Origin of the sequence: Flagellimonas ochracea (assembly GCF_009903685.1) — a bacterium.
In the GTDB taxonomy this organism is placed as follows: Bacteria; Bacteroidota; Bacteroidia; order Flavobacteriales; family Flavobacteriaceae; genus Flagellimonas; species Flagellimonas ochracea.
Genome location: NZ_JAAABI010000012.1, coordinates 1 through 15,643, shown reverse-complemented (window position 1 = coordinate 15,643; position 15,643 = coordinate 1). Strand labels below are relative to the sequence as shown.

Annotated in this window: 11 protein-coding genes; 1 reads left to right on the top strand and 10 read right to left on the bottom strand. The window is 44.4% G+C overall.

The genetic code is table 11. The features are described from left to right. The 10 genes from GTQ34_RS16305 to GTQ34_RS16260 form a co-directional block, all read right to left on the bottom strand. Positions 1–418, bottom strand: a 418-nt coding sequence (locus tag GTQ34_RS16305) for a hypothetical protein (RefSeq protein ID WP_166524879.1), incomplete at its 3' end; no start/stop codon positions are given. Between the two features lie 161 nt (positions 419–579). After that, on the bottom strand, positions 580–1,149 hold the full coding sequence (locus GTQ34_RS16300; RefSeq protein ID WP_166524878.1) for a hypothetical protein: 570 nt from the start codon (positions 1,147–1,149) through the stop codon (positions 580–582). A gap of 10 nt (positions 1,150–1,159) precedes the next feature. Next, positions 1,160–1,747, bottom strand: a complete 588-nt coding sequence (locus tag GTQ34_RS16295) for an outer membrane protein (protein ID WP_166524877.1) — start codon at positions 1,745–1,747, stop codon at positions 1,160–1,162. A 435-nt stretch (positions 1,748–2,182) separates the two neighbouring features. Then, positions 2,183–5,911: an RHS repeat domain-containing protein gene (locus tag GTQ34_RS16290; protein WP_166524876.1), complete on the bottom strand. Its 3,729-nt coding sequence runs from the start codon at positions 5,909–5,911 to the stop codon at positions 2,183–2,185. Positions 5,912–5,921: 10 nt separating this feature from the next. Then, positions 5,922–11,363 carry a PKD domain-containing protein gene (locus GTQ34_RS16285; protein WP_166524875.1) on the bottom strand — a complete coding sequence of 1,814 codons (5,442 nt, stop codon included), beginning with the start codon at positions 11,361–11,363 and terminating at the stop codon, positions 5,922–5,924. 1 nt (position 11,364) lies between these two features. After that, positions 11,365–12,012, bottom strand: a complete 648-nt coding sequence (locus tag GTQ34_RS16280; protein ID WP_166524874.1) for a hypothetical protein — start codon at positions 12,010–12,012, stop codon at positions 11,365–11,367. Between the two features lies 1 nt (position 12,013). After that, complete coding sequence (locus tag GTQ34_RS16275; RefSeq protein WP_166524873.1) at positions 12,014–12,547, bottom strand: OmpH/Skp family outer membrane protein; 534 nt, start codon at positions 12,545–12,547, stop codon at positions 12,014–12,016. 139 nt (positions 12,548–12,686) lie between these two features. Continuing rightward, entirely contained in the window at positions 12,687–13,277 is a 591-nt protein-coding gene (locus GTQ34_RS16270; protein ID WP_166524872.1) for a DUF2059 domain-containing protein, read from the bottom strand. Further along, a complete protein-coding gene (locus tag GTQ34_RS16265) occupies positions 13,274–14,128 on the bottom strand; it encodes a hypothetical protein (protein WP_166524871.1) in 855 nt (284 codons plus the stop codon). Before GTQ34_RS16265 ends, GTQ34_RS16270 begins: the two co-directional genes overlap by 4 nt. Beyond that, positions 14,125–15,003, bottom strand: a complete 879-nt coding sequence (locus tag GTQ34_RS16260; protein ID WP_166524870.1) for a hypothetical protein — start codon at positions 15,001–15,003, stop codon at positions 14,125–14,127. The genes GTQ34_RS16265 and GTQ34_RS16260 overlap by 4 nt, the downstream gene beginning before the upstream one ends. Positions 15,004–15,303: 300 nt before the next feature. Here GTQ34_RS16260 and GTQ34_RS16255 point away from each other — a divergent pair. Next, a partial coding sequence (locus tag GTQ34_RS16255) for a general secretion pathway protein GspG (RefSeq protein ID WP_166524869.1) occupies positions 15,304–15,643 on the top strand: 340 nt, incomplete at its 3' end.

Genomic DNA, 15,643 nt, shown 5'->3' with positions numbered 1-15,643 from the left:
TTACTATCTTATGATCTTGATCTGCTGCGATGTACTTTCGTAAATGTTTATGCGCTTCAGTATTCAAAATGGACGTCAAGCGCACTTTATCCAACAATTGCAAACGTAGGTATTTTGGTTTATAGGGAAGAGAATCATGGTACGGTACACTATTGATCTTTCCAGCCCTTTCCATGCGTTGTGCATAGTTTTCATAACTGGATTTGTTGAATGGAAGTTCTTCTGCATGAACATTTACTCTGGACCAGTCGGGGATACCAATTTGTTCGGAAGTTCGATGTCCAAAACCACCTTTTAACTTGACCAAAGATCCCAACTGCGGGAAATGTAATAGCGCCTCCTGCTTCTTTGATTTGTAGGTAGTGCATTGAATCAGGAACAGGCCTAGTAAAAGGCTAAGAAGTTGGTATTTCTTCATTACTTAAAAATAGGGAATACTATCGTAATTTTCATACTAAAAAGTAGGAAAAAAATTTATGAAAACATGATTAATTGATATCCAGTTGTATGAAGTCTATGACCTGAATAGATATTTCTTATCTGCAGGTATTCAGATATTATATGGAAGATATATAACCGTCAATCCTTGAAAGATGCATTATATTCCCGAACCCATTCCGCAAGATGGTCATCGATATCGTCTCTTTTGGTATCCGCTATGTTCCGTAAAAAAGTAGGGGATCCGCCGGGGAAGAACAGCTCGGGTTCTTTACGCACTTTTTTCTCTTTGGCATACAGAGCCTCCTTACCATTATCGATAAAATATTTGTGGTCTATCCAGACGGTAAATCCCGTGTTGGGCATATTACCGGTAAGACGAATGGAGTGGCGATATAGGTTGAGCGGAGTGCCTGCCTCCAACAACTGCATAAAACTCTTATGTCCTGTGGTAAAGGGAATCGCTCCATATACAATGGTGTCGTTGACCACAACTTTTTTGGTGGTTTCTGGATAAATCTTCATTTTTCTATCCCCCTTGCGAAGGGTAAAGCCACCCGTGATCAAATAACTGGAGTGGTAGTTCTTGATGTACCCGGTAATCTCAGAACCGCTTTCCGTGGTGACCACACATTTGGCCTGCTCCTGAGCACTTAGGGATACTGGGACGGCTGTAAGAAGCATAAGAAATATCCAATGGTTGATTCTCATAGTTATCTTTTTAAAAGCGATAGCCAAGGCCTACCTTGACCAAATTGACATTCCGTACGAAGTCCGAGTCGTCCAGGCTTCCAAACTCAGAAATCCGCAGGTAGTCGTATTGGCCCTTTACAAAGAGTCCCTTGAATACGTCAAAGGTAACCGCAGTGTTGATATTGGGACCATTGGTTCGGTCCCTTACCGTCTCGGTTTCACCCGGTTCCAAGGCATTTTGGGTGCTAAATGTGGCAAAGCCATAACCAACCCCCAGTTGAAACCTGAAAAACCCGGCAACTGCCTCGGCAAAGGCACGTGGTTGGATAAAGGTCGCATTGATATCGGGTTGGATGTTGAAATTCTCGTTCTCAAAGGAATAAAAACCCACGTTCAGCGATGCACCAAAGTTGATGACCTCGGTGGTCACTATGCGATATTGGGCTCCAATATCCACCGAACCCGTATAAAAATCATTGAAATAGTTGTCCCCAATTGGTATGGGGTGGGAGAGTTCGGCTGAGAGCTTTCCTTTTTGTCCAGCTACCATGTTAAAAAATAGCAAAGCAAAAATCAAAATCTTTGATATGAAATAATAAATACTGTTTTTCACCATCAGTTGATTCGTTTGAATAATTTTAAAATAAAGCATAATTTTTTTTGTAAAACTAGAGTCTAGAAGATTGAACCTTTCGATTTTCATTGTCATTTAAGGTCTTTTTTGGTTTTTATTCCAATTGGCCTAATATTTTGGTGCAACCTTCCAAACAAAATATATAAGTAAAAAAGGGAAGAATATCGATATCAATATCCAAAGTACTTTGTTTTCCCCTTTTATGTTTTTCTTTTTAGCAATGAAAAATATAGTTGTGATACTAAAGATTAAACTGATCAAAAAAAGAGCTACATCAATCATATTTCCATAATCTGCAGTTAACTTAATAAAGCTTTCGGTAAAATCATCAGAGAAAAAGTTCAATATTGAAAAAATAATTAGGGCCGTATAAAAAATGGTCAAAGAGACCTTATAAAAAGTGTTGTTCATAGATATTTATTGATTGTTAGTATTTTCAAAAGTAGGTACTGATCTACTTCCATTGAATCCGGCTGATAAGCCATGTCCTTTTAAATGGGTTTCCCATATTAAATTCATCGTTTGTGGGCTATCATAGCCCCTTAAGTGCAGATAGTGTATCGTTGCTCCAAATCCATTGGCATTTATAAGTCCGGTATTATCAAAGACATCCAACAGGTCACGTCCTTGAACATCTTGATAAAAAGTCATTTTTTGGGAATGGAATTTTGTGAATATCCCGGCATCTGTCGGACCAGCCGCAGCGCCTAAAGAAAAACCTGATGTAGATATTCTTTCTCTATCGAAACCTATTCTTAAATCCGAGTAATCAACCATTGCTGCATCAAAGTAAATTTTATATACGGTTTCAATATTATAGGTTTCCCCTGCTTTGAAAATAATAGGTGTCATAAAAGTTCTTGGCCCTAAAAAATTATTTGGTAGTGAGAATCCAAAATCCATCTGTGCAAAGCCCAACATTTCTGGTGACTTATCAATACCCGAAACAGTCACTTCGTTCAGGTTGATTCCCTCCGAATTTTCAACAGGGTCAACAAAACAATCATACCCTTCTGGACATCCTCCATCAGGGTCAACAATATTTGATGGATTATTGGCCATTCCAAGGTATGGGCTTGCATGAACCCTATAAGGGTCAATGGTCAACCACCTTGCTATGCGACTATCCCACAATCTCAATTGGAATGCTTCTTTGCCCGTTTCTGAATCTTTTTCCTGCCCTTGGTAGGCATAACGGTAGGTATTCGCATTGATACTGGTCCTGTTGGGCATCAACATCCCAAAGGGATAATAGTCGTTATGGTTTTCATTGGTGGTAGTACTGCCACTCTTTTGGAAAATGGCCCGGACGTTCCCAAGATGGTCGGTAAGCTGGTAAGTGGCCACATTACCAGGCCGGTTGTAGATGGCTATCCGTTGATTGCCGTATATGGGGTGTTCCTGTAGTGTACTTCCGCTATAAATCGCCATGGGGTTTCCGGCAACGTCCCGCACATAGTAAGTGTTGGCCACTGGCGATCCTCCGCTATAGGTTTCCTTGCGCACCCGGTGGTTGCGGTCGTTATAATAGAACTTTACAGCAGTAACGTAGTTCTTACGAATCTCATTTACCAAGCCACTTGCATTATAAAAATATTGTATGCCCTCTTGCACGTTTTCTCTCAATTGTCCCAGTTGGTTATAAAGATAGTTATTCCCACTTTGGTCGCCAATATCCTCGGCCCCGGAAACATCCCCTTCGGCGTCATCGACCCGTAGCAATTGGTTGGGACCGTTCTGGGGATCGCTTTTATAGGTGTAGGTCAGGTCGTCCATGGCATTGCCTCCACTGGCATCCTTATTTCGCTTGAGGCTCTGGATGTTGCCATTGGCATCATAGGTAATGCCCGTGACATCATAGTCCCCGTTGCCCACTTCGTTGAACCCACCAGCTACACGAGCAGTAAAATTGCTGCCACTTTGTGCATGGAACCCATTTTGCAGGGTCACACTGCTCCCGCCTTCCACGGTGGTAGTTGTGGTGCTCCCGTACACGGAGCTGTTGGTCACATTTTCCTGTGCTGGCTCAGCGCCGTTGTCCACCTGTCCAAAATCGGCTGCCGTGAGCCAGTTGTTGCGGTCGTAGGAAAACATATAGGTGCTCTGTTTGCCACTTACCGAAAAGGGATCGTTGTTCCAACGGATTCCCTTGATGTTACCGTTCAATTGGTCCACGCCATAACTCGGGGTGGTAATGTTGTTGGTCTGCTTGCGGGCATAATCGCTTTGGTGATAGTCCAACTGCATCCCAAACAGGTCATTGGTGTCCCCACCTGGATCATCAGTGGTACCCAAGCTGGGATGGTTGATGCTCTTCAATTGTCCAGTCAGGTTGTAGACATAATCGACACCTTGGGAGCCCCCTGCGAGTTCGGTGCGTTTGAGCGCCCCCGTCTCGTAGTATTCGTATTCCGCTTGGAGGGTATATGTGCTTCCGTTGGTGGAGGTTTCCACTTTGATCAATTGGTCCGCGCCGTTGTAGGTGTATCTGTGGTAAAAGCGTTCACTGGCAACCTCTTTCTGATAGATTACCTGGGTGACCAGCCCTGTGATCGGGTCGTATTCATAGTCAATGGTCTTTGCACCCAAGCCCGTTATGTTCTGAACCAACCAGTTCACTCGTCCATATACGTCATAACTGTAGTAGGAGGTGGACTGATCGTTCCAGGTCTTGGCCACATTACCGGCCAAAAAGGTGGGATCGTGATAATTGCTCCCCAAACCGGAAATACCGGAGAGTTCAGAAGTGTTAATCTGATCGTACTGGGTTTGGATCACATCGCGCTTGCTGTAGTTGCCAGAAGGATAACTTGGCTGGAGAAGATTGATGGTGGCATAAATTTGCCCCGATTCTATGGGTCTTGCCTGTTCATCGTAATCGGTATAGGCGACCCAATCGCTATAGGACGGGGGAGAGCCCAAATTTCCGGAGAACCGAATCTGGCCGTCCTCACGATAGACGAAATAGGTTTCGCCTTCATCGGGACTCTTGGTAAAGGTCAATTGCCCCAACGTATTGTATTCATAAATGCTCTTTGGTTTGGTGGCTTTCGTGGTACCCAAAGGTTGGTAGCTGGCAATGAGCCTTCCCGCCTTGTCGTATTCGTTCAAACTATAATCGTAATAATTTTCTTTATAGTGGACCGTAACGGGATTCGATGGGTCATAATTGTCCACATCGTTTACCGTTACACGATAAAAACCATTGGGCAGCCCAGTGGAGGGGCTCACCGTGGTCTCGGTAATCAGATTGTAAGCGGTGACGGCATTGCCGTTGGCAGTGACCGTGAAACCCATGCCACTGCCTTGGGGAACGTGGATGTCGACAAAGCCCTGTTCAAAAATGTCAATGCTCATGTCCCTTGCCGCACTGCCGCCACTTCGTGCCGCAGCCAATGTTTTTCCATCACTGTCCACGAAAACCGCGTTTTCATTCCCGTGGGTATCCCTACTAACCGTTTTGTGGATCTTGTAATCCGTAGCTGCATATTTTGTTTCCCCAAAGGCGACGCTCTGTGCCAGTTCCTGACCTGCACGCATGGTGAAGGAATAAGCCTGTGGCCACTGCCCATTGATCTTGTTCCCGCCAATGGCCTTGAGTGGGACACCGGGGTTCAGCGTACTGTAAATGGTTCTGGAAAACGGGTAGGAAGTAATGTCCATATAGCTGTTTCCCGGGTGGTCATTGTCATCGTTGTAGGTGCTGTAATAGTTTCCCAAGGTATTGGAAGCCGTACCCACGGTACTTGGATTTTCCGGGTTCGATTCGAAATCCGCCAAAGAATAGGTACTATTGCCGGAATCCCGTATAAAACTACCTTGGTACCCGAAGCTGCTGCCGACGGGGGCACTTAACGTCGAGAATGCCGCCCTGCCATGGTAATCGTAAAGTGTTTGGGAGACCCATATCTTTCCGGTCAGGATATCCTTGCTTTGTACTTGTTGGACCTTGCCGAGTTCGTCAAAGAAAGAGACACTCCTGCTCTTAACGGTACCGTTCACATCAAAAGTTTCCAGACTGCTCCAATTTCTGTTGGAGGGCAGGGCATCAAAATTGTCTTGGGACCATAAGTCCGCGCGTAACAGTGTAAATAATATACCCGCTATTGCAATTGTCGATAAGTTGATCTGTGGTCTATTTTTCATTTGATTTTCTTTAGAATGAACTGATACTTACACTGGTTGAAGTTGTTCCACACCCATGGGGCTTAGCGATGGTCAAGGAGGTGGTACCAGCCCCTCCTGCACTTGAGCTTATGCTCAATGTGCAGCTTACCGCACCAGAACTGGGAAACACTCCGGCATTCACGTTGTTTACAGAAGTGTTGCCGGCTGTTAGGGAGGAGTTTACGCCGTTGACAGAAACCGATCCCGAAAAACCCGAATTGGACCCTCCCAAAGAGGCCGAATAAATAATGGGGTCTCCGGGTGAGCCGTTCAGGGTGATTGTTTTATATCCGTTGCCATTATCATTGGCGCCAGAGAAACTTGGTGATGAGGTGATGGACACATTGGTGGTGAACGTTGCGGAACCGTTCAGTGTCAAAGTCACCGTTTTACTGCCCGTAGAACTATAGGAATGGGAAACTGAGCTCGGTGGGGTATTGCTGCCACTCTGGGAATTCCCGTCCCCAAAATTGACATTCCACGTGGTTACGCCCCCATAGCCCAGAAGATCAAAATCAATATTGCAACTAGTGGTGGCATTGGACTTGGATGTAGAAATGCCTCCTCCCAGATTACTGCAAAAGCCCAAGGTTCCATTCTTATACTGAAGTTGGTTTTTTGACACTATCTTAAACCCTCCGGAAACACCCGGCTGCCCCTGTATTTCAGCATAGACGCTGCACAATTGCCCACCTTCGTTATATACATATTGGGTACCCAGATTGTTCGGCCCCAGAATAAAAGTCAGCTCGTCCCATTCATTGTAGACATAAGAGGTCATGGAGGACTCCACCGGGTGTATCCTGAAATCATCAAAGTATACGGTTCCCGAGTTGGACCGCACATAAATGGTCTTGTTGGAGGAGGTCAAATCCACATAATGGTTCAACAAGACCCAGTTTCCCGCCCGGACCTCTTCGCCATTGAACTGTTTTAGGCCCGTACCGTCATAGATCCGCGCATTTGAGGAATTATCCTTGGAGGCCCAAACGGAAATCTTGTATTTTCCACTGCTATGACCGGTCATGGTGGTCTTGAACCCCTGCTCGGTCGTGACCTTTATGCCGTATCTTCCGGTATGGGACCGTTCTGTGGTACGCCCGACGTCATCAATGCCCCCATCGAAGGTATTGCCATCCAGATATTCGGCGCCACTGTAGTGCATTTCGGCATAGGGGGAATTGCCCGTTGCTATGATTTTGGTACTCTCGTCCCCCATCTTGGTGGCGGCTCTGTTACCGTTGATGTCCTCCACTTCCAATACCATGGAGTATGGATCATATTCGTTGATCTGGGAAACCAATTTCCAATCGGCGGGTTGGGAACTTGCGGATGTACTCCAGTTGAAATTGTCATAGTCTCCCGAGAAACTGGTAAAGAATCCATTGGAGTCGCTGGTGCCGTCCCAGACATAGGTTTTGTGTTTTCGCCACACCTTGGTGCTCGACCCACCATTGGTTGGGTTGTAGGTCGATGGCGACCATGTATTTATTCCCGATCCAATAAGCTTGAAGCTGCCATTGTCCTTCACATAAGTTTTGCTCATGGCCTCTTGGGTGATCATGTTCTTATTGTTGTAATTGACAATTTTACTGCCCATTTCCCCATACCGCGTGTAGGCTGGAATACTTTCGGTCTTGAATTCGGTTCCATCGCTTTGTACTGTAGTGGTTTCCAACAATTGCCCCGAATAGGGGTCATGCTGATCAAAATAGGTGGTACTGGTGAAGCCACCTTGTATGACCGTCGTGCTCAGCAGTGCGCTTGCATATCTTGTACGTGTAGAGCTGTTGACGTACCATTTGTCCGTAATGGCGCCACTGGCATAGTCCAATATCTTATATTGTTGATAGGATTCACTGACTTTTCCTTGCGGGGCGTTATCTGGGATGGCATAATTGTTTATCGTTTTGCTCATCAACTGCCCATAGCCGTTGTAACTCGCGGTGGATATCAACTGCCCAAGACTCGCGGTATTGTCCATAATGTTGAAACTTGCCACCGAAACCGATGCGTTCGCCCCCGAATTGGAAAAAGTGCTCTCGTCTTTGGAAATCTGGATCACATCGCCAAAATTGGCATTATAGCTTTTTGGCAATGTCTTGAATACGTATTGCGTGTATCCCAAAGAGGAGTTGTTGGATCCAAAGGCTGTGGTCTTTACATGGGAATACATGGGAATGGGCGGTGGCAATTCCATGCCATAGGGAAGTTCTTCATCGACATAGGGTCCGAACGGGATGTAGGAAACGATGCCGGAGCTTTCATTTGTCCCCGGAATGGTGTAATCGTATTCCGTTAGAAAGGATTGTACCCCATCCGTTGTGGTAAGGGATTTTACCCTGATCGAGGTGGAGTAGGCGGCATCGGAAACATTGATCCGGGTGTAATTGTTGCCAAAGGTGATTCCCGAACAATCCGTTCCATAAAACTGTGAACTGACCACTGAGGGATTTCCGTTGAGCTGCAGCCTTATTTTCTGGGGATTGATTACCTGGATGACCTTTGCGGTCCCGTCATAAACTTCCATAGTGTAGGAGTTGGTCGATTCGCTGCAACTGGTCACCTTCCGGTGTGAAGCGGGGACATTGTCATTGAGGTTAACCCCGAACTCATCAAAATCCACATTGGAGGTCACCTCAAATGTATTGTTGGAATCCAGGGCCCCGGTCGTGGTAAATGAGATGTTCTGGCCCAAGGCCGCGGAGAAAACGTCCGCCTCATAGTCCACGGTGATTTTACTTCCAGTGGGCATGGTGACCTCGCTCAAACTCCATTGGTCTGGATCAAACTTGTCGTAGCCCCACTCGTCCTTGTCCTGAAAGGTATACGGTTTGTTGATATAGGTAAAACTGTATGGGGGGATCAATTGGTTACCGCCCTTGGTCTTGAAAGCCACATTTTTCAAGGCCAGTCTTCCCGTAGCTGTAGTATATGGAGCCCCAGAGGCCAAACTATAGTCGTAGGCAAGGGAAACGATCTTGGATGATTTGTCCCTTAGGGCCGTCCAATTGTTGCCATCTTGGTCATCGAGGACATTGTTTTGTCGACTGCAGTTAATATTCTTGGTACCTCCGTCATCGGACAGGGAATCGAACCAATTGATCGAATAGTTTGTCAAGGCGGCCGGTGTCGAACTTAGATTCGTGGCATTGATCTTGGTGATGCTTCCCAAATCGGAATTCTTCACTAGGATGATTTCCTTTAGCCGTAATAGACTTTGTTCTTTAAGATCGAATGTTCGTACTGCCGTGTTCTTATCCTTCCGGTGTTTGTAGGTCACTTGTTTTCCCCTACCATCGTTTCGTTCTTCCTTGACGAACAGGGCGGTATGGGTCCTTGTGATCACCTTGTCCAAATAATATATTTCCTTGCGCCCCCACGAATAATTTTTGATTTCATCGTTCGGGCCGCTTTCCTCATATTCCTCCCCGTGGGGGTTGTACCAAATATATCCGTTGCTCCATTGGCCGTAATCGAAGGCGACCCAATAACCGTAATCCGCATCGTCTGGGATTTGGTTGTTGTTCATGTCCACATAATCGGGACCGGTAACGGCGGTCAATAACCAATGGGTGGCGAACTTTTTCAATTGGCGCTTTTCATAGAAGGCATCATCCTCATTTGGATATTGGGAATCCATGCCATATTGTCTACTGATTATCTCATGGTTGAAAACAGGGAGGGTATAGTGGTAGGTCTTTCCATCAGGGGCCACAACCTTAAAGGCTCCGATACCATCCGGTTCATAGGCGGAAGATCCATAGGCGTGAATGCTCGAGATTGTCTTCAGTAGACCCCGGTCAAACCCGATTCCTGCCGCGAGCTCTGCGAAGGTATAGTATTCCACATATCTTCCCGTAACCCTTCTCTGCAGGGATAGGGCCGAAGTGGAGGTCATATAATTGAAGATGGTAGAGCTGTTTGCCGAACTTCCGTTGAATTCCCTTTGGGTCTGCAACCACGAAGATGCATATTCATTGTCAAACTGGAAATCGGGCATCTGGGTAAAATCAGTGGAAGAGACGTAGCTCGTAAGCGCGCCCGGAAGCTCATGGCTCAGCTCATAACCTGCTATGGAACCGCTTGCCTCCACTTCTTTATTGAGTCCTATGAGTGCACCATTTTGGTGCAGTCTCGGGGAAATGGAGCCCCCTATACCTTGGCCCGTGACCCTGTAATTGTCGTAATTGGGATATACCCCGTTATTGGCTATCGTAGTGAATGTGGATGCAGTGCTTACCCCATAGATGTCTGAAGATACATGTACGTTGCTGCTGCTCTGGCCCAAAGCGGACCTGTTGTTCTTAAAATATAAGGGCCCGTTGACCACATTGTGTTCAAGGTTGTCCAAATAGACAGTTGTTCTTTGTCTCCCAAAACTGAAGGAAAGGATACCGCCGGGTACCGGTACGAAAAGGGGAATATTATAGCCGCTCTGCTTTACGCTCCAATCACTTGCCGATACCGAATGGGAAAAAGAAGATGCGCTTGCGCCGGTCCCGACACCTTGGATACCTGCGGATACGCCGATACCACGTGAAGAAAAATTGACACCAATACTGTTCTTTTTGTTTCCTTCGCCTGCCGAATAAGAGGCATTCGCGGAAATGTCCCCGCTCCAATTGGAATTCAAACCGACACTAATATTTCTATTTGTTTCAGCGTTTTGGTGGCCCGCGGTGAGTCCTATTCCATTGGTTCCAATGCTTGCACCTAATCCAAAGCCAGTATTGCCAATTGGTATGCCCGCATTTAAAGAGGCCCCCGAAGTGCCCACTGAAAATGAATTTCCACCATAATTCCCTATCGCTGAAACACCAGAGGTTCCTACGGACAATCCCACATTACCTATTGCATTTCCGGTTTCGCTTAAAATATTTGACCCTATGCTCACCGACCCCCCAAAGGCACGGCTATCGCCCCAAGAAAGGTTCAATCCCACCGAAGTACCTGCACCCGTGGGTGAAAATCCAATGCTTGCGGAATAATCGGTATAGGTGTTCCCCTTGTTGTAAAAATATTCCCTGAAGGTGCCCTGGTCCCAATCATCGGGATAGCCATTTACCGAGCGTGTGATAGCCCCTGGATTTACATTCCAACCCAAACCCGTCCAAGTGGCCTCTTGGTCTATGGCAATCCCTGCGTGGTAGGCCAAGCTGAGGGGATAGCCACCTTCGGGTGAAGGCACGTTCATCAGGGGCAGTACATAACTCAAGTCCCCTGTAGCCAGATTTACCATGTCCGTGGCATCCACAGGCTCGAAACTTGAGGCTTCCGGAGCCGTTGGGCCGTTGTTGGAGGCCATCAACATATTGACGGGCAACAAACTTGGTGAAAAGGCAACTGTAAGGCACAAGGCAATGATTCTATGTGAAATTTTGGTCTTTTTGCTCTTTGGTTTCTTGGAGGGCATCCTTTGGTGTTTCATTTTACAGGGTTTTTTTTAAATTCAATTTTGGTTCTTGATCCAGTTTGGAGGTGGGGATGTTAAACCCGACCTCACCAGTGGAAAATCCAAGGTCCTCGATGGTGAATCGGGCTTCGTTTTCTTCAAACAATCTTTGGTCCTTGGGATATACCAACAGTATATTGGTGCTGTTCGACATTCCGTACATTCTGGGATATGTATAGTCCAAGATGGGGATTGTATCCCTCCTTTTTGAGAGTAAGTGTACCTTTTCGGCCATACCAAAGGATAACTCGTTCACCAAATGCCCAAAAGCCATTCTATCGTTGGCCTTGGCACTGAGCAGTTCCTGTCGATTGGCACTCATGGTGAGATTGAAATAAAGGTACTTTCCATATTTTTTTCTCAAACTATCAATGGTTGCATTGGCCGTGTCTTCTTTCAATTCCTGTTTGACCTGTAAGTCCGTTGGACGGTATATGAGCGCATAATGTACTGGGCCAATCGTCTTTTCATGATAGTATCCGTTGGAAGGGTTTTTGACATATTCCCAGAGTTCCGCCTCGGAATCGAAGGTTTTTTGCCCGCAGGAAGCAACGGCCAAAAGCAGTGCTATGGTTATTCCGGATTGTAACGGATGAAAATAACGAAGGTTATGCTTGTATTTCATATCAATTGCCTTGATATTGGTCGTTAAGCCCTTCCAAAATGGTCTGTGTCAGATCCGAGGTATCCTCGGCATACATGATGTTCCCCCCTCCCTTGGCCCCAAAAATGATTCGGTAGCCATGGTTCTTACCATACTCCTTTACATAATCATTGATGTCATTAATCACGGTCTGGGTCATTTTTTGATCCTCGTCCTGAATCTGGTTCTGGATGGCCTGTTGGTAGTTGTTTATCTGTTGCTGCTTGTTCTGCAACAGCTGCTGTTTCAATTCCAGTTCTTTTGTGGTCATCGAGGCCCTTTCTTTTTCATAGGCTTTCAGCTCGTCCTGCCAATTGGTCATCAGGCTGTCGACATTGGCCTTGAGCACCTGGGTTTTTTTGTTGAAGGCCTCCCGTTCCACCTTGGTACGGTCATAGCCTTCCACCAATTGGTTGATGTCCACATAGACCAAGTCCATTTTGGAATTTGAATGGAAGAAACTTAAGGCGCCGGTTATCAAGGCCAGCAATGCTATGGGCAAGGCAAATTTTTGCATAGTGTTGGTTAATATTTTGAGATTACCGTTTTAATAGGTTTCTTTATAAAGAACTTCGGCTAAATCTTGTCATTTTTTGCAATCCTTACATACGGAAATTCAGGTTATTGGCTTGAATCCAAGCACTCCACTTTTTTGATCAGTTTTTGATTATTTTGGCGTCAAAAAAAAGTTCGAATTCCTGAGGTTCAAGAAAATCCACCAATAGTCTGAAATCTTCCAGTATGGTGGGATTTTCTGAAAGGATTTTCTTCAAATATTCTGAATCCCTAACTTTTGGATACTCTCTTGCAAGAATTGATTTTTGTTGTGATTCGGCACCACCATTTCGATCTGTCCCGGATCTTATCTTGTTTTCCAAATCATCAAATACGAGACGTTTTTCCCAATCATCAAAAACCTCTCGACATCTTCTCTGAAGTTCCCCCTTTCTCTTCAAAAACGCTTGGTTGGCCGTGGATTCCTGAATGGCTATCAAATCTTGGATTTCCTGTTCATTGAAGACGGATGAGTAAACGGACACTAAATTTTGATACAATTCATCATCGGAAGATTCCTTCCCTTCCATTTTAAGGTTTTCTGCTCTTGCAATTTCATTGAGGCCTCTTTTTCTTTGTGCGATTTCCTCGGAATGTAGAAGTTCTACAAGTTTCATTGCCTGAGCATTTACTTGCACAATTCCGCAGAGAGTTATTATGAAAATCAGTAATGTAGTAAGGATTGTTTTCATTTCTTTTTGTTTTTAGATTGTACCAATGCTTCCAATAGCAGTAACCTATGTTCTAATTCTTTGTTCTTTTGTTTTTGTTCGTCCAAGGCTTTTTGCTGGGCTATGGTGTACAGGGTGAGTTCTTCAATCTTTTTCAACAAGCGACTGTTCATATCACCGATCAAAAAGCCATTATCTCGCACATTTTTGGCGGATGGAATGTCTTTCAGATGTCCGTTTGTTTGGATATGTTTTTCAACTTCCGTTAAATCTGGAAGTTTATAGTCGTTTTCAAAAACATGATCGGGCCAATTGGCATAGGTCCGTACCCTCAGTTCTTCCGTGATGATTTTGTCCTTAACTGCCAAGGTGTAACCCAAAGGGATATTTATCGTGTTCAAACCGATTTGATCGGTGTCGAACTTTCCGTAGATAAGCGGTATCGTGGAGTCGCTGTTTTCAATATAGAGTTTATTGCTGGAAGTCTCCGAATATCCTGACTTGTATCCGATAAACACATTGTTGTTTCCCGAAACATTATTATGACCTGAATAACTCCCCAAAAAAAGGTTATAGCCCCCAAAATCGTTATTGTAACCTGAGCGACTTCCAAGAAAAGTGTTATATTGACCATATCTATTATAAGTTCCCGAATAAGCACCAATAAAGGTACTACCACCCCCAGTATCTCTGTCGCCGGCATAATACCCGACGAAGCTTGAATTACTACTATAGGGCCCACCTGCTGCCTCACCAAAAAAACTATTGAAATTACCGCTGATAGAAGCGTTCGTTCCATAACTTGTTACACCATATTGCGCAAAAGAGTATGTGGCAATGTTAAGCATTACTACAATTAGAAAGTTTTTCATTTTTTTATCGTTAAGTTTTTGATGGATTCTTCAAGAGAGCCTAACCGTTTTTCTAGTTCTTTATACTTTTTTTCTAAGTTCCAGTTCTTCTGCTTTTGTTCTTCCAGAGCTTTTTGTTGTGCTATAGTATAAAGGGTGAGTTCTTCGATTTTTTTCAACAAGCGAGTGTTCATATCGCCAATCAAAAAGCCATTTTTCCTTACTTCTTCTGCCGTGGGAATGTCTTTCAGGTGTCCTTTGGCTTGGATATATTTTTCAACCTCCGATAAATCGGGCATTTGGTAGCCATTTTCAAAAACATAATCGGGCCAATTGGCATAGGTCCGAATTTTGAGTTCTTCGGTGATGATTTTGTCCTTTACGGCCAGGGTATACCCAGTTGGAATATTTGTGGTGTTCAGACCGATCTGGTCGGTATCAAATTTTCCGTAGACTAGCGGTGTTGGGGAATCACTATTTTCTATGTAAAGCCTATTGCTTGCAGTTTCCGAGTACCCCGCCTTAAAACCTATGAATATGCTATTGCTACCTGTCAAATTATTATAACCAGCGGAAGACCCGAGGAAAACGTTTCGTTCCCCTGTGGTATTGTAATATCCGCTCGTTCGTCCGATAAAAGTATTGTCATACCCATTTGTATTATTTTGCCCTGAATTTGCACCTACAAATGTACCTCCCGAGGCATAATTTACATCTCCAGACCTATTTCCGAAGAAAGAGTTGCTGTAACCATAGGATCCAGCATCCTCACCAAAATAGCTACTATTATACGAAGCTGTAGCAACATTGTAACCATAATAGGTGATACCATATTGCCCGTAAAACAAAATAGGTAATATAAAAGCAATTAATACTTTAAAAAGTTTTGAATCCATAATTTGATGATTTATTATCCTTATTTTTTGTAAGAAATTTAATTATTATATTTTAACTTTTTTCATTTATTTTTGTAATCTTTAAAAGATTCCAAGAATTTTCAAAAGAACATTTTAGCTCCAATCAATTGATTATTATCAAATTAACGGTAAATCCGTGTTGTTGATAACTTTCTGAATTCTTACTCTTAAAATTTTTATCGAATATTCCATAGATATTTACAAGAAAAAAGTTACATTTCAGGTAAGACGCTTGAGTTTTAAAAAATGATAAAATCTTGAATCCTTGAAAATACCGTGATGAGTTCTTCCGTCAATTTAAAATTTCAAAAGGGAAATATACCTGCTATTAACCTCCAGGAAACATTGATAGTCCTCGCCATAATAGGAATATTGCTTCTTTTGGCGCTTCCCAATCTTATGCCCCTGATTTCAAAGGCAAAAAGTGTGGAGGCACAGGTACAACTAAAGGCCCTCTACAATGCCCAAACAACGTATCGATATATGCACAGTAAATATGCCAATGTCATCGAAGAACTTGATTTTGAAGCTCCACGAACCGTCAAGGACGGGGGTACCGCAAACTATGTTTATGAAATCGTAACTGCAGATAATGCTCGCTTCAAGGCCAGAGCGGAGG